General features: G+C 72.0%; 16 protein-coding genes. 6 read left to right on the forward strand and 10 right to left on the reverse strand.

The genetic code is table 11. The features are described from left to right. Positions 1-38: 38 nt before the first annotated feature. From ACH4ZX_RS04885 to miaA, 5 genes are all read right to left on the reverse strand, one after another. Positions 39-1,550 carry a M1 family metallopeptidase gene (locus ACH4ZX_RS04885; protein ID WP_398267546.1) on the reverse strand — a complete coding sequence of 504 codons (1,512 nt, stop codon included), beginning with the start codon at positions 1,548-1,550 and terminating at the stop codon, positions 39-41. A 69-nt stretch (positions 1,551-1,619) separates the two neighbouring features. Next, complete coding sequence (locus ACH4ZX_RS04890; RefSeq protein ID WP_398267549.1) at positions 1,620-3,770, reverse strand: RelA/SpoT family protein; 2,151 nt, start codon at positions 3,768-3,770, stop codon at positions 1,620-1,622. Positions 3,771-3,981: 211 nt separating this feature from the next. Next, entirely contained in the window at positions 3,982-4,851 is an 870-nt protein-coding gene (gene dapF, locus ACH4ZX_RS04895; RefSeq protein WP_398267552.1) for a diaminopimelate epimerase, read from the reverse strand. A gap of 225 nt (positions 4,852-5,076) precedes the next feature. After that, complete coding sequence (locus ACH4ZX_RS04900; RefSeq protein WP_398267659.1) at positions 5,077-5,580, reverse strand: hypothetical protein; 504 nt, start codon at positions 5,578-5,580, stop codon at positions 5,077-5,079. A gap of 108 nt (positions 5,581-5,688) precedes the next feature. Beyond that, positions 5,689-6,627, reverse strand: coding sequence for a tRNA (adenosine(37)-N6)-dimethylallyltransferase MiaA (gene miaA, locus ACH4ZX_RS04905; protein ID WP_398267555.1), 939 nt, complete (start codon positions 6,625-6,627; stop codon positions 5,689-5,691). 590 nt (positions 6,628-7,217) lie between these two features. Between miaA and ACH4ZX_RS04910 the strand changes: the two genes are divergently transcribed. Continuing rightward, positions 7,218-7,484 carry an antitoxin gene (locus ACH4ZX_RS04910; RefSeq protein ID WP_398267558.1) on the forward strand — a complete coding sequence of 89 codons (267 nt, stop codon included), beginning with the start codon at positions 7,218-7,220 and terminating at the stop codon, positions 7,482-7,484. Between the two features lie 89 nt (positions 7,485-7,573). Here the strand turns inward: ACH4ZX_RS04910 and ACH4ZX_RS04915 are convergent, their stop codons facing one another. From ACH4ZX_RS04915 to ACH4ZX_RS04925, 3 genes are all read right to left on the reverse strand, one after another. Continuing rightward, a complete protein-coding gene (locus ACH4ZX_RS04915; RefSeq protein WP_398267561.1) occupies positions 7,574-8,296 on the reverse strand; it encodes a class III extradiol dioxygenase subunit B-like domain-containing protein in 723 nt (240 codons plus the stop codon). A gap of 149 nt (positions 8,297-8,445) precedes the next feature. Continuing rightward, complete coding sequence (miaB, locus tag ACH4ZX_RS04920) at positions 8,446-9,963, reverse strand: tRNA (N6-isopentenyl adenosine(37)-C2)-methylthiotransferase MiaB (RefSeq protein ID WP_398267564.1); 1,518 nt, start codon at positions 9,961-9,963, stop codon at positions 8,446-8,448. A gap of 87 nt (positions 9,964-10,050) precedes the next feature. Next, positions 10,051-10,455 (reverse strand): MazG nucleotide pyrophosphohydrolase domain-containing protein, encoded by a 405-nt coding sequence (locus ACH4ZX_RS04925; RefSeq protein WP_398267567.1) that lies wholly within the window; start codon positions 10,453-10,455, stop codon positions 10,051-10,053. Positions 10,456-10,587: 132 nt separating this feature from the next. Between ACH4ZX_RS04925 and ACH4ZX_RS04930 the strand changes: the two genes are divergently transcribed. Beyond that, positions 10,588-11,586 carry a TAXI family TRAP transporter solute-binding subunit gene (locus ACH4ZX_RS04930; protein ID WP_398267573.1) on the forward strand — a complete coding sequence of 333 codons (999 nt, stop codon included), beginning with the start codon at positions 10,588-10,590 and terminating at the stop codon, positions 11,584-11,586. Here ACH4ZX_RS04930 and ACH4ZX_RS04935 read toward each other — a convergent pair. Together ACH4ZX_RS04935 and ACH4ZX_RS04940 are read right to left on the reverse strand one after the other, a co-directional pair. Beyond that, a complete protein-coding gene (locus ACH4ZX_RS04935) occupies positions 11,576-12,979 on the reverse strand; it encodes a sensor histidine kinase (protein ID WP_398267576.1) in 1,404 nt (467 codons plus the stop codon). The two genes, ACH4ZX_RS04930 and ACH4ZX_RS04935, sit on opposite strands and share 11 nt — an antisense overlap. Positions 12,980-12,988: 9 nt before the next feature. Next, entirely contained in the window at positions 12,989-13,675 is a 687-nt protein-coding gene (locus ACH4ZX_RS04940; RefSeq protein ID WP_398267579.1) for a response regulator transcription factor, read from the reverse strand. Between the two features lie 287 nt (positions 13,676-13,962). Here ACH4ZX_RS04940 and ACH4ZX_RS04945 point away from each other — a divergent pair, with 287 nt between their 5' ends. The 4 genes from ACH4ZX_RS04945 to ACH4ZX_RS04960 all read left to right on the forward strand — a co-directional run bounded on the left by ACH4ZX_RS04945 (position 13,963) and on the right by ACH4ZX_RS04960 (position 17,449). Then, the gene (locus tag ACH4ZX_RS04945; protein ID WP_398267582.1) at positions 13,963-14,739 is read left to right on the forward strand and encodes an amino acid ABC transporter ATP-binding protein; all 777 of its coding nucleotides are present in this window, start codon (positions 13,963-13,965) and stop codon (positions 14,737-14,739) included. Between the two features lie 184 nt (positions 14,740-14,923). Next, positions 14,924-15,763 carry a glutamate ABC transporter substrate-binding protein gene (locus tag ACH4ZX_RS04950; RefSeq protein WP_398267585.1) on the forward strand — a complete coding sequence of 280 codons (840 nt, stop codon included), beginning with the start codon at positions 14,924-14,926 and terminating at the stop codon, positions 15,761-15,763. 109 nt (positions 15,764-15,872) lie between these two features. Next, on the forward strand, positions 15,873-16,541 hold the full coding sequence (locus tag ACH4ZX_RS04955; RefSeq protein WP_398267588.1) for an amino acid ABC transporter permease: 669 nt from the start codon (positions 15,873-15,875) through the stop codon (positions 16,539-16,541). Next, complete coding sequence (locus tag ACH4ZX_RS04960; RefSeq protein WP_398267591.1) at positions 16,538-17,449, forward strand: amino acid ABC transporter permease; 912 nt, start codon at positions 16,538-16,540, stop codon at positions 17,447-17,449. The genes ACH4ZX_RS04955 and ACH4ZX_RS04960 overlap by 4 nt, the downstream gene beginning before the upstream one ends. Positions 17,450-17,473 lie beyond the last annotated feature (24 nt).

Consider the following 17,473-nt stretch of genomic DNA (forward strand, 5'->3'; position numbering starts at 1 on the left):
GACGATGGTGGCACGGTGCGGTCCGTTCCGTCACCGTCTTATTCGGCGGGCGCGGCGGTGGATGCGGCGGTGGACGCGGGGGTGGGCGAGGTGGCGGGCGCGGCCGGCTTCCAGTCCGGGTGGCCGGGCATCGGCGGGGTCTTCTCGCCGTACAGCCAGGCCTTGAAGAAGCCGCTCAGGTCGCGTCCGGAGATCTCCGCGGCCAGCCGTTCGAAGTCCTCGGTCGTCGCCGTGGAGTCCCGGTGGTACCGCACCCAGGCCCGTTCCAGGCGTTCGAAGTCCGGGCGGCCGATCTCCTGGCGCAGGGCGTAGAGGACGAGCGCGGCTCCGTCGTAGACGTTGGGCCGGAAGATGCTGATCTTCCGGCCGGGGCTGGGTGGCTTGGGCAGGGCCGGCGGTCCGCCGGCGGCGCGCCATCGGTCGGAGGCGGCGTAGGCGGCCTTCATGCGCGTCTCCATGGGCTTGTCAGCCTTCTCCTGCGCGTACAGGGCCTCGTACCAGGTGGCGTGTCCCTCGTTGAGCCACACGTCGGACCAGGTGCGCGGGGTGACGCTGTCGCCGAACCACTGGTGGGACAGCTCGTGCACCATGACCGACTGGACGTACCACTGCGAGTAGGCGGCCCCGGTGAACAGGCCCTTCTCGAAGAGGGAGAGCGTCTGCGTCTCGAGTTCGAAGCCGGTTCCGGCGTCGGCGACGAGCAGGCCGTACGTCTCGAAGGGGTAGGGGCCGACCTTGCTCTCCATCCAGGCGATCTGCTCGGGCGTCCGCCTCAGCCACGGCTCGAGCCGCTCACGGTCCCGGGTGGGCACGACATCGCGCACGGGCAGGCCGTGCGGGCCCTCGCGGTGCCGCACGCTGGACCGGCCGACGGACACCTGGGCCAGCTCGGTGGCCATGGGGTGCCGGCTGCGGTACGTCCAGGTGGTCGTCCCGCCGGCCCGGTCGACACCGGCCGGCAGACCGTTCGCGACGGCCGTGTAGCCGTCGGGCGCGGTGATCTTGATGGTGAACCGCGCCTTGTCGGAGGGGTGGTCGTTGCACGGGAACACCAGGTGGGCGGCGTCGGCCTGGTTGGCCATGGCGAGTCCGTCCGCGGTGCGCACCCAGCCGCCGTCCTGGCCCCGGGCGGGGACGGGGTCGCTGGTGCGCCGCACGGTGATGCGGGCCAGGCTGCCCTCGGGCAGCGGGTCCTCGGGCGTGACCACCAGGTCCTCGCCGGCCTGCGTGAACGTGGCCGGCTCGCCGTCCACCCGCACCGACTCGACCGTGCCGTGCGCGAAGTCGAGGTTGACCCGGTCCAGGTCCGCGGTCGTCCAGGCGTCGATCGTGGTGACCGCCCGCAGCGGCTCCCTGTTGCTGCCGGAGTAGGTGAAGGAGAGGTCGTACGACGCCACGTCGTACCCGGGGTTGCCCAGGTACGGGAAGAGGCGGTCGCCGACGCCCAGGGGGGTGGCGGGAGCGCTCGCCGCGAGGAGGCAGACGCAGAGGGCCGGGGCGAGCAGCGCGGCGGCCCGCGCCCGGGGCCTGGGGCGGTGGGTGAGCGGCATGCACCACCGCTACCAGTGCACGCGCGCGTGGCGCCGACGACGCGCGACCGGACCACCCGAACGGGTCGTTCAGGCGCCCGGCGCCTGTGTCCGGTTGACGTCGTACACGCCCGGCACGTTGCGCATGGCCCGCATCAGGCCCGGCAGGAGGGCCGCGTCGGGGAGCTGGACGGTGTAGGTGTGGCGGACCCGCTGCTGGGCCGGGGGCTCCACGGTCGCGGAGACGATCTCGGCGCCTTCCAGGGCCATGGCCTCGGTCAGGTCGGCCAGCAGGTGGGGCCGGACGAACGATTCGGCGAGCAGCGTGACCCGGCACTCCGCGGTGTCGCCCCAGCGGACGCCGACCTCCGCGCGCCCCCCGTCCTTCATGCGTGCCACCGCGGCGCACTCGACGCGGTGGACGGTGACCACACCGCCGCGCACGGAGAAGCCGGTGACCTCGTCGGGGGGTACGGGGGTGCAGCAGCCGGCCAGGCGTACCGTCGCGCCGGGCTGGTCGACGATGACGTCGGGGTGGGCCGGGCGGGCGGCCGGCTGCTCGGCGGCGGGGCGGGGGGCGGCGGCCGGCCGCTCGTCCACCGCCTCCTCGGGGCGCGTCGGGTGGGTCGGGTGGGTCGCCAGCCACCGCTGGATGGCGATGCGCGCGGCGGGGGTGTGCGCGTGCTCCAGCCACTCCCGGGAGGGCTCGGAGGCCGGGTCCTGGCCCATGAGGAGCTGAACGGTGTCGCCGTCCCGCAGGACTGTGCTCAGGGTGGCGAGACGGCCGTTGACGCGGGCGCCGATGCACGCGTGCGCGTCCTCGCCGTACTGCGCGTACGCGGCGTCCACGCAGGTCGCGCCCTCGGGCAGGCCGAGGGTGCCGCCGTCGGGGCGGAAGACGGTGATCTCGCGGTCCTGGGCGAGGTCCTCGCGGAGGGTGGACCAGAAGATGTCGGTGTCGGGCGCGGCCTCCTGCCAGTCCAGGAGGCGGGAGAGCCAGCCGGGGCGGGTGGGGTCGACGCGCTCGCCGTAGCTCGTGGCGGAATCCGCGGAGGCGGAGGACTCGGTGGAGGACTGCTCCTCGGCGGGGGGAGCGTAGGGGTTGCCGAGCGCGACGACGCCGGCCTCGGCGACCTTGTGCATCAGGTTGGTGCGGATGAGGACTTCGGCGACCTGGCCGTCGGCTCGCGCGACGGCGGTGTGCAGCGACTGGTACAGGTTGAACTTGGGGACGGCGATGAAGTCCTTGAACTCCGAGACGACGGGCGTCATGCAGGTGTGCAGTTCGCCGAGGACGCCGTAGCAGTCCGCGTCCTCGTTCACCAGCACCAGCAGGCGGCCGAAGTCGGTGCCGCGCAGTTCGCCGCGCTTGCGGGCGACCCGGTGCACGGAGACGAAGTGCCGTGGCCGGATGAGGACTTCGGCCGGGATGTCGGCGTCGCGCAGGACGCCGCGCACCTCGTCGGCGATCTCGGCGAGCGGGTCGTCGGGCCGCGAGGCGTTGTCGACGATCAACTCCCGGGTGTGTTCGTACTCCTCGGGGTGGAGGATCGCGAAGACCAGGTCCTCCAGCTCGGTCTTGAGGGCCTGGACGCCGAGCCGTTCGGCGAGCGGGATGAGGACGTCGCGGGTCACCTTGGCGATGCGGGCCTGTTTCTCGGGGCGCATCACGCCGAGGGTGCGCATGTTGTGCAGGCGGTCGGCGAGTTTGATCGACATCACGCGGACGTCGTTGCCGGTGGCGACGAGCATCTTGCGGAAGGTCTCGGGTTCCGCGGCGGCACCGTAGTCGACCTTCTCCAGCTTGGTGACGCCGTCGACGAGGTAACGGACCTCCTCGCCGAACTGCTCGCCGACCTGATCCAGCGTCACCTCCGTGTCCTCGACGGTGTCGTGCAGCAGAGAGGCCGTCAGCGTCGTTGTCTCCGCGCCGAGTTCGGCGAGGATCAAGGTCACCGCGAGGGGGTGCGTGATGTACGGCTCGCCGCTCTTGCGCATCTGGCCGCGGTGCGAGGACTCGGCCAACACATAGGCGCGGCGCAGCGGTTCGAGGTCGGCGTCGGGGTGGTGGGCGCGGTGGGCGTCGACGAGGTGGCTGATGGCGTCGGGCAGCCGGTCGCGGGCGGCGGGGCCGAGCAGCGCGGCCCGGCCGAGGCGGCGCAGGTCGATCCGCGCCCGCCAGCGCGCCCCCGGGCCTGTCACCGGACTCGGGGTCGCGGGGTTCGTGGCCTCCGCACTCATGGGCACCTCCGGCTGCGTGGACCGGCGGACGGGGTGCCCCAGGGCGGACACGGCTCAGGGGGCGGCATCGGTCCCCCGTCCGGGCCGGTGCTTGATGCTACCGAGCCCACCACGTGCGCCTGACCAGCTCTCGTCGAGCGTGAAACGGATCACCCCTTCGAGCGACCGTTTTGAGGTTTACGGGTTCGAGGCCGCAAAAGTACGACCGGTTTCAACGAGCGGCGGTTTCCAGCCACTCCGCGTCGATCTCGCCTTCGGCCACGATCACCGCGGGGCCGGTCATCTCGATCTCGCCGTCGGGCCGCTCGGTGATCACCAGGGTGCCTCCGGGCACGTCGACGGTGTACGTCACGGGGCTGCCGGTGACCGCCGGGTCGGCGCCGTCACGGCGGGCGGCGGCCACGGCGACCGCGCACGCGCCCGTGCCGCAGGAGCGGGTCTCGCCCGCGCCGCGCTCGTGCACGCGCAGCGCGACGTGCCGGGGGCCGCGGTCGACGACGAACTCGACGTTCACGCCCTCCGGGTAGGCCGCGGCCGGGCTGAACGGCGGCGGGGTGAGCAGGTCGCCGGCGTGCGCGAGGTCGTCGACGAAGGCCACCGCGTGCGGGTTGCCCATGTTCACGTTCCGCGCGGGCCAACTGCGCTCGCCCACGCTGACCGTGACGGCCCCTTCGGGCAGCAGCGCCCGGCCCATGCCGACGGTGACGTCGCCGTCCTTGGCGATGTGCACGGTCTTCACCCCGCCGCGCGTGGCGACCGCGAGGTCGCCCTCGCCGACGTGTCCGGCGCGCTGCAGGTAGCGCGCGAACACGCGTACGCCGTTGCCGCACATCTCCGCGATCGAGCCGTCGCCGTTGCGGTAGTCCATGAACCACTCCGCCTCGGCCGCCATGTGCCGCGCCTCGGGGTGCGCCGCGGACCGCACCACGTGCAGCAGCCCGTCGCCGCCGATGCCCGCGCGGCGGTCGCACAGGGCGGCGACGGTGGCCCGGGGCAGGGCGACGGCGTTCTCGGGGTCCGGGACGATGACGAAGTCGTTCTGCGTGCCGTGACCCTTGAGGAAGGCGATCCGCGTGCTCATTCCTCGATCGTACGGGAGCGCTCCGCCGGAAGGACGGACGGGCTTGCGGGGCCGGTGGGGGCCGGTACGGGCCGGTGGGGGCCGGTACGGGCGGTGGGGGCCGGTACGGGCCGGTGGGGGCCGGTGGGGGCCGGTACGGGCAGGTGGCGGGCAGTGAGGGCAGGTACGCCGAGACCGGTCGCGGGGTTTCCCGGGGACCCGTGACCCCTGGCCCCGTGGCGCGCGTCAGCGCAGCCGTGCCACGCGCCACACGGCGAGCACGACCACCGCGGCGACGACCACGACGTAGGCGAGCACGACCCGCCAGTCCGGGCGGCGGCCGGACCCGCGCTGCGGCAGCCCGGGCCAGGTGTGCCCCACCCGCCGGGCCGCCGTCATGCCCCAGCCGGCCGCGCAGGAGCAGATCAGCAGCCCCAGCATCGCGATGACGGCCCCGCTGTCGCCGAAGTCGAAGGCGAGCGGGAAGGCGAACATCAGGGAGCCGACGGCGGCCAGCGCGACGATGGGCGCGAGCTGCCAGATGCGCAGCCGCCGCTGCGGCCGCAGCTCGACCTCGACCTCGGGTCCGCCCGTGAACATCTCCTCGGGCTCGGGGCCGTCGTCGGTCACGCCGTCCTGGATCTCGTCGAGCCCGTCGGGGCCCAGCCCCTCCGCGTCGCGCTCCGCTTCACCGCTGTCGGCGGTGAGGGGCCCGGTGTCCTGTGCAGTGTCGCGAGGGCCGGCCTCCATCGCCACGCGCCCTCCCAACTTGGACTCCACTTGGTCGATCGAAGCTCGATGATGGCACGGCACCGGAGGCCGGGATGACGGCCGGAGCGTCCCGATGCCATGACGTGATCAGGCTGTAACCGGTCGTTCGACCAACGCCAGTGCAAGGTCGGGAAGTTCCATGAGGTCCGCCGCGGCCCCACTCAACCAGTGCACCCGCGGGTCGCGCCTGAACCACGAATCCTGACGGCGCGCGAAGCGTTTGGTGGCACGTACGGTTTCGGCCCGCGCCTCCTCCAGCGTGCACTCCCCCGCGAGCGCCGCGAGCACCTGCTGGTAGCCGAGGGCGCGGGAGGCCGTGCGCCCCTCGCGCAGGCCCTGCGCCTCCAGCGTGCGCACCTCCTCCACGAGCCCCGCTTCCCACATCCGGTCGACCCGGCGCGCGATGCGCTCGTCGAGTTCGGGGCGCGTCACGTCGACGCCGATCTGGACGGTGTCGTAGACCGAGTCGTGACCGGGGAGGTTGGCGGTGAAGGGCCGTCCGGTGATCTCGATCACTTCGAGGGCGCGCACGATGCGACGGCCGTTGCTGGGCAGGATCGCCTGGGCCGCCTCGGGGTCGGCGGCGGCCAGGCGGGCGTGCAGCGCGCCCGAGCCTCGCAGGGTGAGCTCCTCCTCCAGCCGGGCCCTGACCTCGGGGTCGGTGCCGGGGAACTCGAGGTTGTCCACGGCCCCGCGGACGTACAGCCCGGAGCCGCCCACCAGGATCGGCCAGCGGCCCTCGGCGAGCAGCTCGTCGATCCTCGCGCGGGCCAGCCGCTGGTACTCCGCCACGGACGCGGTGACCGTCACCTCCCAGACGTCCAGGAGGTGGTGCGGGACGCCGCCGCGTTCCTCGGGCGTCAGTTTGGCGGTGCCGATGTCCATGCCCCGGTAGAGCTGCATGGAGTCGGCGTTGACGACCTCGCCGCCGAGTTGCCGGGCGAGGAAGACGCCCAGATCCGACTTGCCTGCCGCGGTCGGTCCGACGACGGCGATGACTCGGGGGGCGGAGGGTGCGGTGCTCACCGCACCAGTCTCGCAAACACACGGGGCACTCCTCGAACGAGTTGCGTGACGGTACGGGCGCGGGGTCGTTGCCCGTTGCGAGATTCCCCGCCGCCGGGCTTCCCGGGCGGGCGGCCCGGGCGCCGCGAACGGACGCACCGGACGACGCGGGATGTCGCCCGCACGAGTAACGTATGGAGCTGATATGGGCGTTTTCGCACGACTTTTCCGGAGGTCGACCACCACGGAGCAGGCGCCGGCCGCCGAGGCACCGGCCGGCGCGCCGACGGCAGAGCCCCCGGCGACAGAGGCAGCGCCGACGGCAGAGGCGGCAGAGGCGAAGGGACCGACCGAAGCCGAGGCCGGGGCCAGGGCCGGGGCCGGACCGCAGGCTCGGACCGAGACCGAGACCGAGACCGGAACCGGGACTGAGACCGGGACCGAGACCGAGGCCGCGGCTGATTCCGAGACCGCGACGGAGTCCGGCGACGGGGCGGGGGGCGCGGGCATCGGGATCCCCAAGCAGCAGTCCGTCGCGCCGGCGGCCGACAGTGAGGCCGGCGAGGGCGCCCGCAGGTAACCGCCCGCAAGAGCGCCACGGAAGGTGGACCATGGGTCTCCTGAACAATCTGAAGTCCCGTCTCGCCCCGGCCAAGGACAAGGTCTCCGGCCTCGCCCAGCAGCACGGGGGCAAGATCTCGCACGGTATCGACAAGGCGGCGCGGGCCGTCGACGAGAAGACCAAGGGCAAGTACAGCGACCGGATCCACACGGGGACCGACAAGGCCAAGGGCGCCGTGGACCGGCTCGCGCACAAGGGCGGCACGAAGACAGGCGGCACGGAGACACCGCCGCCCTCCTCTCCGCCGCCGGCCTGACGGCACGGCACACCGGCGGACGGCCGCGGGGCCCGAGCGCTCCCGGCCGTCCGCCGTGTCCGGATCACGGCCGCGGCCCTACGGCCGTCCTACGACCAGGCCGCGACCAGGTACCCCACCCCGTACGGCGCGTCCTCGAACAGCAGCGCACCCGAGAGCCCCGCGCCCTCCGCGGCGCCCGCGAGAACCTGCCAGGGCGCCCGGCCCGACACCATCAACTCCCGTGCCGCCCCGGCGTCCAGCGCTTCGAGGGCCGCCACGTCCGCCGCCGCCAGCGCCCGCGCGACCTGCGCGTCGAAGGGCGCCGCGCGCTCGTCCAGATAGCCCGGCGCCTTGAGGGTGCGGCACGCGCTGCCGTCGCCCATCACCAGCAGCGCCACCCGCCCGGCTCGGGCCGCGATCTCCTTCCCGGCCGCGACACACCGCTCGGTCGCGAGGGTCTCCCGCACGCCGAGCCCTTCGATCGGGGCGTCCGACCAGCCGGTCCGCTCCAGCAGCCACGCGGCGACGGCGAGGGATGGCGGGAGCCGACGGGCCCCGGGGCCGCCATCTGCGTCCCCGGCCCTGCCCAGCCGCACCACCAGCTCGACCCCGAAGCCGTGGAACGAGCCGCGGGCGCCCTCCGGATACGCCCCGTGCTCACTCTCCGCGGCGGGCCCCACGACCACGAGCCGGTCGGGCCGGGCGGCGGCGAGGACACCGAGGGCGTCCGTGCACGCGGCACGCGCGGCGTCCAGTTCCGGGGCTGCGCCCGCGGCGACCTCGGGCACGAGGAGCGGCGGGCAGGGGCAGACGGCAGCGGCGACAAGCATGATCGGCAGATTACGCGGTCGGCACGCGCCCGGTCCCCGGCACCACCCCGGCCCGGCGGGGCGGGCTGGCGGGACGCAGACGGGCCGCTCGGCCGCTCGGCCGTCCGGTCGGTCGCCCCGCCCGCAGGTCAGCTGCCCAGCCGCGCCGCTCAGTCGCTGCCGCAGCCGCTGCCCGTGGCGACCGGCAGCGGCTCGGGCACGCCGATCTTCGGCAGGCCGAGCATCACACCGGCCGGTTTGGCGGCCTCGGCGGCGTTGCGCTTCTCCCAGGCGTCGCCCGCGCGCGTGCGGCGCACGCCGAGGACGGCGCCCTCGGCGAGCAGGTGGTGCGGGGCGGCGTAGGTGATCTCGACGGTGACCACGTCGCCGGGGCGGACCTCCTGCTCCGGCTTGGTGAAGTGGACCAGCCGGTTGTCGGGGGCGCGGCCGGAGAGGCGGTGGGTGGCGCCGTCCTTGCGGCCCTCGCCCTCGGCGACCATCAGCTCCAGGGTGCGGCCGACCTGCTTCTTGTTCTCCGCCCAGGAGATGTCCTCCTGGAGGGCGACGAGACGCTCGTAGCGCGCCTGGACGACCTCCTTGGGGATCTGGTTCTCCATGGTCGCGGCCGGGGTGCCGGGCCGCTTGGAGTACTGGAAGGTGAACGCCTGCGCGAAGCGCGCCTCCCGGACGACGTGCAGGGTCTGCTCGAAGTCCTCCTCGGTCTCGCCGGGGAAGCCCACGATGATGTCGGTGGTGATCGCCGCGTGCGGGATGGCCGCGCGGACCTTCTCGATGATCCCCAGGTAGCGCTCCTGTCGGTAGGAGCGCCGCATCGCCTTCAGGACCGCGTCCGAGCCGGACTGCAGGGGCATGTGCAGCTGCGGCATCACGTTCGGCGTCTCGGCCATGGCGGCGATGACGTCGTCGGTGAAGTCGCGCGGGTGCGGGGAGGTGAAGCGGACCCGCTCCAGTCCCTCGATCGTCCCGCAGGCACGCAGCAGCTTGCTGAAGGCCTCACGGTCGCCGATGTCGGAGCCGTAGGCGTTGACGTTCTGGCCGAGCAGCGTGATCTCGGAGACGCCCTCGGCGACCAGGGCCTCGACCTCGGCGAGGATGTCGCCGGGGCGGCGGTCCTTCTCCTTGCCGCGCAGCGCCGGGACGATGCAGAAGGTGCAGGTGTTGTTGCAGCCGACGGAGATCGACACCCAGGCCGCGTACGCGCTCTCGCGGCGCGTCGGCAGCGTCGACGGGAACGCCTCCAGCGACTCGGCGATCTCGACCTGCGCCTCCTCCTGGACGCGGGCGCGCTCGAGCAGGACGGGCAGCTTGCCGATGTTGTGCGTGCCGAAGACGACGTCCACCCAGGGCGCCTTCTTCACGATGGTGTCGCGGTCCTTCTGCGCGAGGCAGCCGCCGACCGCGATCTGCATGCCCGGACGGCTCGCCTTCTTGGGCGCGAGACGGCCGAGGTTGCCGTAGAGGCGGTTGTCGGCGTTCTCCCGCACGGCGCAGGTGTTGAACACGACGACGTCCGCGTCGCCGTCGGAGCCCTCCGGAGCGCGGACGTAGCCCGCCTCCTCCAGCAGCCCGGACAATCGCTCGGAGTCGTGGACGTTCATCTGGCACCCATAGGTGCGCACTTCGTAGGTCTTCGCGCCCACTGCCTGGCTCCGGTCGATGCTGCTCATGCCACAAGGGTAGGGGGTCCCCGGAGCGGCCCGGGCCGCCTTTCGCCCGCAGACGGCGGGCGGCAGACCGCGGGCGACGGGGCGCGGTCACGCCCGGCGCGGCTCCCACCCCTGGCGCCGCAGCACGCCCGCCACGTCCGGCGCCTCGTAGTGCTCGCCCTTGAGCACCTTGCCGTCGGCGCGGCGGGCGACGCGGCCGTCGGGCCCGAGCTTGGTCATGTTGGAGCGGTGGATCTCGGCGATCACGGCGTCGAGGTCTACGCCGTGGACCAGGGCCGTGCCGTACGCGACGTAGACGACGTCGGCCAGTTCGTGCGCGAGCTTGTCGAGGGGGCCGGTGACCGCGACCTCGGCGACCTCCGCGGCCTCCTCGGCCAGCAGTTCGCCGCGGTGGGCGGCCAGTTCCGGCTCGACCTCGGCGGGGGTGGTGCGGGCGTCGAGCCCGACGGCCAGGTGGAACGCGCGGACCAGGTCGGCTGGCGATGAGCTCATGCGGCGACTCTACCGACCGGCACCGACAGTCCCCCGGAACCCGGTTGCGACCCCAGCTGTGGCCACGGTTGTGGCCCCGGTCACGACCCCGGTGCTGGCCGGGACGGCATGCCGGCTGGCAGGATCGCGCGCATGTCCAAGACGTCCGCCCGGATCGGCAGGCGCCGGGCCCTGCGGGGCGCGGCCGCCGGCATCGTCGCCCTCGGGCTGCTGCTGTGGTGGCTGCTGCCGCTGGGCGAGGATCCCCCGAGCGGCACGATCACCTTCAGCACGGGCACGCAGCTGGGCGTCTACCACAAGTACGGCGAGATGCTGCGCAACGAGTTCGACAAGGACATGCCGGGCCTGCGGGTGAACCTGCGAACCAGCCCCGGATCGCAGGAGAACGTCAAGCGGGTGGCGATCGGGAGGGCCGACTTCACCATCGCCGCGGCCGACGCGGTGGACACCTACGAGCTCGGCCACAAGGCCGGAGCCGGCCGGCTGCGCGGTGTCGCCCGCCTGTACGACGACTACGTGCAGCTGGTGGTGGCGCGCGACTCGGGCATCGATTCGGTCGGGGACCTGCGCGGCAAGCGGGTGGCGATAGGGCCGCCCCGCTCGGGGGTGCGGCTGATCGCCACGCGGGTGCTCGGGGCGGCCGGGATCGACGCGGCCAAGGACATCACCCCGCTGTCCGACGGCATCGACACCGGACCGAGCGGGCTGAAGAAGCACCGCATCGACGCCTTCTTCTGGTCGGGCGGGCTGCCGACGGACGGCCTGAAGGATCTCGCCGAGACCTTCGCGTTCCGCTTCGTGCCGATCCGGGCGAGCCTCGTCGCCAAGCTGCACCAGCAGGGCGGCGCCACCCGCTACTACCGCGCCACGAACATGCCGGAGTCGGCCTACCCGAGCATCCAGAACGGTGTCGCCGTGCCGACGCTGGCCGTCTCGAACCTGCTGGTGACCCGCACGGACATGGATCCCCGGCTCACCGAGTGGGTGACCCGCACCGTGATCAAGAGCCGGGACCGCATCGGCCGGGACGTCCACTCCGCCCAGCTCGTCGACCTGCGCACGGCGATCTACACCGATCCGCTCCCCCTGCACGAGGGCGCCCGGCGCTACTACCGTTCCGTCAAACCGTAGGTCCGCTCCTCGGCACCGACACCGTCACCCGCAGCCCGTGCGGCTCGTTGTGGGCGTACGAGACGGAGCCGCCGCCCGCGGTCAGCAGGGCGCGGGAGATCGACAGGCCGAGGCCGGAGCCCTTGATGTTCTGGTGCCGGCCGCTGCGCCAGAAGCGGTCGCCGACCCGGGTCAGTTCCTCGTCGGTCAGCCCCGGGCCGTGGTCGGCGACCACGACGGTCGAGGTGTCGCCGTCGATGGCGACCGTGACCTCGACGGTCCCGTCCTCGGGGGTGAACTTGACCGCGTTGTCGATCACCGCGTCCAGCGCGCTGGAGAGGGTGACCGGATCGGCCCAGGCGGTGGTGGGCGGGCAGTCGCCCACCAGCCGCACGCCCTTGGCCTCGGCCGTGGGCGTCCAGGCGGCGACGCGCTCGGCGGTCAGCGCGCCGACGTCGGTGACCCGCAGGTCGGCCTCGGTGTGCTCGGCCAGGGCCAGGTCGAGCAGGTCGTCGAGGACCTGGGCGAGGCGCTTGCCCTCGGTGCGGACGGAGGCGATCTCCTCGTTTTCCTCGGGCAGTTCGAGGGCGAGCAGCTCGATGCGCAGCAGCAGCGCGGACAGCGGGTTGCGCAGTTGGTGGGAGGCGTCGGCGACGAAGGCGCGCTGCTGTTCGAGCACGTCCTCGACGTGGTCCGCCATCTCGTTGAACGACTGGGCCAGGCGCCTGAGTTCCGGGGGCCCGCCGGCGGCCGCGACACGGGACTTCAGCCGTCCGGTGGCGATGTCGTGGGTGGTGGCGTCCAGGACGCCGACGGGTTTGAGCACCCAGCCGGTCAGCCGCAGCGCGGCGCCGACCGCCAGCAGCATCGCGCCGATCTCGCCCACGCCGACGACCAGCCAGCCGTGCAGGATCCGGGCGCGCATCTGCCCGGTGGGCGAGTCGGTGACGACCACCGCGACGACGTCGCCGTCCCGGATGACGGGTGAGGCGACGACGAGGGTTCCGTGCTGCCAGGGCCAGACCTGCTTCGGGTCGTGGCTGCGGCGGCTGAGCAGCGCCTCGGCGAACGCCTCGCGGACCTCGCCGGTCTCGGGCACGAGCCAGGTCGCCGGGGCGTTGGCCATGGGGGTGCCGGTCCGGCAGAAGACGCCGGCCTTGATGTCGTAGACGTCGTGGTAGCTGGCGAGCTCGCTGATCAGCGTCTTCAGGCGCTCGTCGCTGGATGTGCGGCTCGATCCGCAGGCGTCGGTGACGAACTGGGCGAGGGCGGCGAAGCGGGCCGTGTCGTCGATCCGGTCGACGACCACGTTCTGCTGCTGCGCCGCGGCGACGCTCACGGCGAGCGGGACGCCGAGCGCGAGCAGCACGGCCGCCATCAGGACGATGAGCAGCGGAAGGAGACGTGTACGCACCCGCGCCCGCTAAGCGGCCGGAGCGACGAGCCGGTAGCCGACGCCGCGTACGGTCTCGATCAGTGCCGGCATGCCCAGCTTGGCGCGCAGCGAGGCGACGTGCACCTCCAGGGTGCGGCCGGTCCCCTCCCAGCTGGTGCGCCAGACCTCGCTGATGATCTGCTCGCGGCGGAAGACGATCCCGGGGCGCTGGGCGAGCAGGGCGAGCAGGTCGAACTCCTTGCGGGTGAGCTGGACCACCGTGCCGTCCACGGTGACCTGGCGGGTGGGCAGCTCGATGAGGACGGAGCCGAGCCGCAGCGCGCCCTCACCGCCCGAGCCGGCGTCCTCCGCGACGGTGCGCCGGCTGACGGCGTGGATCCGGGCGAGCAGCTCCCCGGTGTCGTACGGCTTCACCACGTAGTCGTCGGCGCCCAGGTTGAGGCCGTGGATGCGGGAGCGCACGTCGGAACGGGCGGTGACCATGATCACCGGGGTGCTGGTGCGCTTGCGGATCTTGCCGCAGACCTCGTAGCCGTCCTGGTCGGGCAGGCCCAGGTCGAGCAGCACGACCCCGAAGCAGGTGCCCTCCGGGACGAGGGCCTGGAGCGCCTCCTCGCCACTGCGCGCGTGGGTGACCTCGAAGCCGTGGCGCGCCAGCACCGCCGACAGCGCGGCGGCGACGTGGTTGTCGTCCTCGACGAGGAGCAGTCTCATCCGGTCCCTCTTCGGTTCATCGGCCGTACGATCAGGATCGGTACATCCAATGTGCACGCGCGCGTGCACCAAGTGCAGTCATCGCTGATTGACGACTACGCCGTCAAGTGGGTTCCGGTTGCCCGCCGCTTTAGTTACGCGGACGATACGCACCCCCGGACAACCGCTACGACACGTGTCCGATTGCTATCGAGTCGTGATGCTCAGATTCCCCTCAGATGTAATGACGCTGGTCGGGGCGGGTCACTACTGTCCTCCGAAACCGAGGAGGACGGAGCCCGATAGCGATGACCGAAGTAGCGGTGGACAAGCGAGACTTGGCCCCAACCGGCGATCTGGTCGTCCTGAGAAGCGTCAACAAGCACTTCGGCGCGTTGCACGTGCTCCAGGACATCGATCTGACGATCACCCGCGGTGAGGTCGTGGTCGTCATCGGGCCCTCCGGGTCCGGCAAGTCCACGCTGTGCCGCACCATCAACCGCCTGGAGACCGTCGACTCGGGCACGATCACCATCGACGGCAGACCGCTGCCCCAGGAGGGCAAGGGACTGGCCCGGCTGCGGGCCGACGTCGGCATGGTCTTCCAGTCCTTCAACCTCTTCGCGCACAAGACGGTGCTCGAGAACGTGATGCTGGGCCAGATCAAGGTCCGCAAGGCTGACAAGAAGCAGGCCGAGGCAAAGGCCCGCGCCCTGCTCGACCGGGTGGGCGTGGGCACGCAGGCCGACAAGTACCCCGCGCAGCTCTCCGGCGGCCAGCAGCAGCGGGTGGCCATCGCACGGGCCCTGGCGATGGACCCGAAGGTGATGCTCTTCGACGAGCCGACGTCGGCGCTCGACCCGGAGATGATCAACGAGGTGCTGGAGGTCATGCAGCAGCTCGCCCGCGACGGCATGACCATGATCGTCGTGACGCACGAGATGGGGTTCGCGCGATCCGCCGCGAACCGCGTGGTCTTCATGGCGGACGGCCGGATCGTCGAAGAGGCCACGCCGGACCAGTTCTTCAGCAATCCGCGCAGCGACCGGGCCAAGGACTTCCTGTCGAAGATCCTTCACCACTGAGCCACCCGCCCCCACCTCACACCACCGACGGCCTCCCGTCTCTCCACCACCGGGCGGCCCCGCCTCACGACACTGACGGCCTCCCGTCTCTCCACCACCGGGCGGCCGCCTCACGACACTGACGGCCCCCGTCTCTCCGCCACCGGACGGCCTCCCGCCTCTCCATCACCGAAGGATGTGCACCATGAAGCTCCGCAAGGTCACCGCCGCCTCCGCCGCCGTACTCGCCCTCGCCGTCGCCGCGACCGCCTGCGGCTCGGACAACGACAAGGACAGCGGCTCGTCCGGCGGCGGCAAGAAGATCAAGATCGGCATCAAGTACGACCAGCCCGGTCTGGGTCTCAAGGAGCCGGACGGCTCCTTCTCCGGCTTCGACGTGGACGTGGCGACGTACGTGGCCAAGCAGCTCGGCTACACGCCCGGCCAGATCGAGTGGGTGGAGACCAAGAGCGCCGACCGTGAGAACGCGCTGCAGCGCGGCGACGTGAAGTTCATCGCGGCGACCTACTCGATCAACGACGAGCGCAAGCAGAAGGTCGACTTCGCCGGCCCCTACCTGCTGGCCCACCAGGACCTGCTGGTGAAGAAGGACTCGACGATCAGCAAGGGCACGGACCTCAACGGCAAGAAGCTGTGTTCCGTGGCCGGTTCCACCTCGGCGCAGAACGTGCACGACACGATCGCCCCGAAGGCCCAGCTGCGGGAGTACAGCGGCTACTCGGAGTGCATCGCGGGCCTGCAGAGCGGCGCCGTCGACGCCGTGACCACCGACGACTCGATCCTCGCGGGCTTCGCCGCGCAGGACAAGTACAAGGGCCAGTTCAAGCTCGCCGGCCTCAAGCTCAGCAACGAGAACTACGGCGTCGGCGTGAAGAAGGGCGACACCGCGACCGTCGACAAGATCAACGCCGCCCTGGAGAAGATGGTCAGCGACGGTTCCTGGCAGAAGGCCGTCGACGCGAACTTCGGCCCGGCCGGCTACAAGAACGAGCCGGCCCCGAAGATCGGTCAGATCGTCAAGTAAGCAGCGGCCCGGCTCCACAGGGTTCCTCCAGCGCCGCCGCCCGCCGCGATCACGGCGGCGGCGCGCCAGGCCCTCCTCGTTCACCACACACCCGGAAGCGCGGGAGATCGTGTTCGACTTTCTTGAAGGTTACGACGTCCTCGGGGCGTTCTGGATGACGGTGAAACTCACCGCCCTGTCCGGCCTCGGCTCCCTGGTCTGGGGCACCCTGCTGGCCGCCATGCGGGTCGGTCCGGTCCCGCTGATGCGCGGTTTCGGCACCGTCTACGTCAACGTCGTGCGGAACATCCCGCTGACGGTCATCATCGTCTTCACCTCGCTCGGCCTCGCCGACATCTTCGGCGTGACGCTGGGCGCCCCGGACGACTTCAAGGCCCAGGGCTTCCGCCTCGCGGTGCTGGGCCTCGTCGCCTACCACGCCGCCTTCGTCTGCGAAGCGCTGCGCTCCGGCATCAACACGGTGCCGCTCGGGCAGGCCGAGGCGGCCCGCGCGATCGGGCTGAGCTTCAGCCAGACCCTGCGGCTGGTCGTGCTGCCGCAGGCGTTCCGCTCGGTCATCGGCCCGCTGGCCAACGTGCTGATCGCACTGACCAAGAACACCACGGTGGCGGCCGCGATCGGCGTGGCCGAGGCGGCCTACCTGATGAAGGGGATGATCGAGAACGAGGCCCAGACGCTGGCCATCGGCGCGGTCTTCGCCTTCGGTTTCGTGGTTCTGACCCTGCCCACCGGCCTCATCCTGGGCTGGCTCGGCAAGCGACTGGCGGTGAAGCGATGACCTCCGTCCTCTACGACACCCCCGGCCCCCGGGCCAGGCAGCGCAATGTCGTCTTCTCGATCGTCTTCGTCGTCCTGCTCGCCCTGCTCGGGTGGTGGATCTGGCAGGCGATGGACGACAAGGGCCAGCTGAAGTGGGCCCTGTGGGAGCCGTTCACCAGCTCCGAGGCGTGGACGACGTATCTGCTGCCAGGTCTCGGCAACACCCTCAAGGCCGCCGCGCTGGCCATGGTCATCGCGCTTCCGGTGGGCGCGTTCTTCGGCATCGCCCGTCTGTCCGACCACCGGTGGGTCCGGGTGCCGGCCGGTGTCGTGGTCGAGTTCTTCCGCTCGATCCCGGTCCTGCTGCTGATGCTGTTCGCCAACGAGGTCTACGCCCGCTCCGGCAGCGTGAGCAGCGCGGAGCGGCCCCTGTACGCGGTGGTCACCGGCCTGGTCCTGTACAACGCCTCGGTCCTCGCCGAGATCGTCCGGGCCGGCATCCTCGCCCTGCCCCGGGGCCAGACGGAGGCCGCGTACGCGATCGGCCTGCGCAAGGGCCAGACGATGACCAGCATCCTGCTCCCGCAGGCCGTCACGGCGATGCTGCCGGCCATCGTCAGCCAGCTCGTGGTCATCGTGAAGGACACCGCGCTGGGCGGCGTGATGATCGGCTACACCGAACTGCTCAACGCCCGCAGCACCTTCGCCGCCAACTACGCCAACGTCATCCCCAGCTTCATCGGCGTGGGCATCATCTACATCATCGTCAACTTCCTGCTGACCAGCTTCGCGAGCTGGCTCGAGGGCCGGCTGCGGCGCAGCAAGCGCAGCACGGGCGCGGTCCTCGGGGCCGAGGACGTGGACGACATCAACGCCGGAGAGGTGGGCGGCGCCCCGGCGGCCGGGGCCGGCAGGAGCACCGTCTGACGGGCACGTTCCGACGCTCCGGCA

Origin of the sequence: Streptomyces sp. NPDC020490, from assembly GCF_044335305.1 — a bacterium.
In the GTDB taxonomy this organism is placed as follows: domain Bacteria; phylum Actinomycetota; class Actinomycetes; order Streptomycetales; family Streptomycetaceae; genus Streptomyces.

Coding starts and splice junctions, on each gene's coding strand:
- ACH4ZX_RS04960 (WP_398267591.1), top strand. CDS start 16,538: ATGACCTCCGTCCTCTACGACACCCCCGGCCCCCGGGCCAGGCAGCGC.
- ACH4ZX_RS04945 (WP_398267582.1), top strand. CDS start 13,963: ATGACCGAAGTAGCGGTGGACAAGCGAGACTTGGCCCCAACCGGCGAT.
- ACH4ZX_RS04885 (WP_398267546.1), bottom strand. CDS start 1,550: ATGCCGCTCACCCACCGCCCCAGGCCCCGGGCGCGGGCCGCCGCGCTG.
- ACH4ZX_RS04910 (WP_398267558.1), top strand. CDS start 7,218: ATGGGTCTCCTGAACAATCTGAAGTCCCGTCTCGCCCCGGCCAAGGAC.
- ACH4ZX_RS04915 (WP_398267561.1), bottom strand. CDS start 8,296: ATGCTTGTCGCCGCTGCCGTCTGCCCCTGCCCGCCGCTCCTCGTGCCC.
- ACH4ZX_RS04900 (WP_398267659.1), bottom strand. CDS start 5,580: ATGGAGGCCGGCCCTCGCGACACTGCACAGGACACCGGGCCCCTCACC.
- ACH4ZX_RS04925 (WP_398267567.1), bottom strand. CDS start 10,455: ATGAGCTCATCGCCAGCCGACCTGGTCCGCGCGTTCCACCTGGCCGTC.
- miaB (WP_398267564.1), bottom strand. CDS start 9,963: ATGAGCAGCATCGACCGGAGCCAGGCAGTGGGCGCGAAGACCTACGAA.
- ACH4ZX_RS04950 (WP_398267585.1), top strand. CDS start 14,924: ATGAAGCTCCGCAAGGTCACCGCCGCCTCCGCCGCCGTACTCGCCCTC.
- ACH4ZX_RS04890 (WP_398267549.1), bottom strand. CDS start 3,770: ATGAGTGCGGAGGCCACGAACCCCGCGACCCCGAGTCCGGTGACAGGC.
- ACH4ZX_RS04940 (WP_398267579.1), bottom strand. CDS start 13,675: ATGAGACTGCTCCTCGTCGAGGACGACAACCACGTCGCCGCCGCGCTG.
- ACH4ZX_RS04930 (WP_398267573.1), top strand. CDS start 10,588: ATGTCCAAGACGTCCGCCCGGATCGGCAGGCGCCGGGCCCTGCGGGGC.
- dapF (WP_398267552.1), bottom strand. CDS start 4,851: ATGAGCACGCGGATCGCCTTCCTCAAGGGTCACGGCACGCAGAACGAC.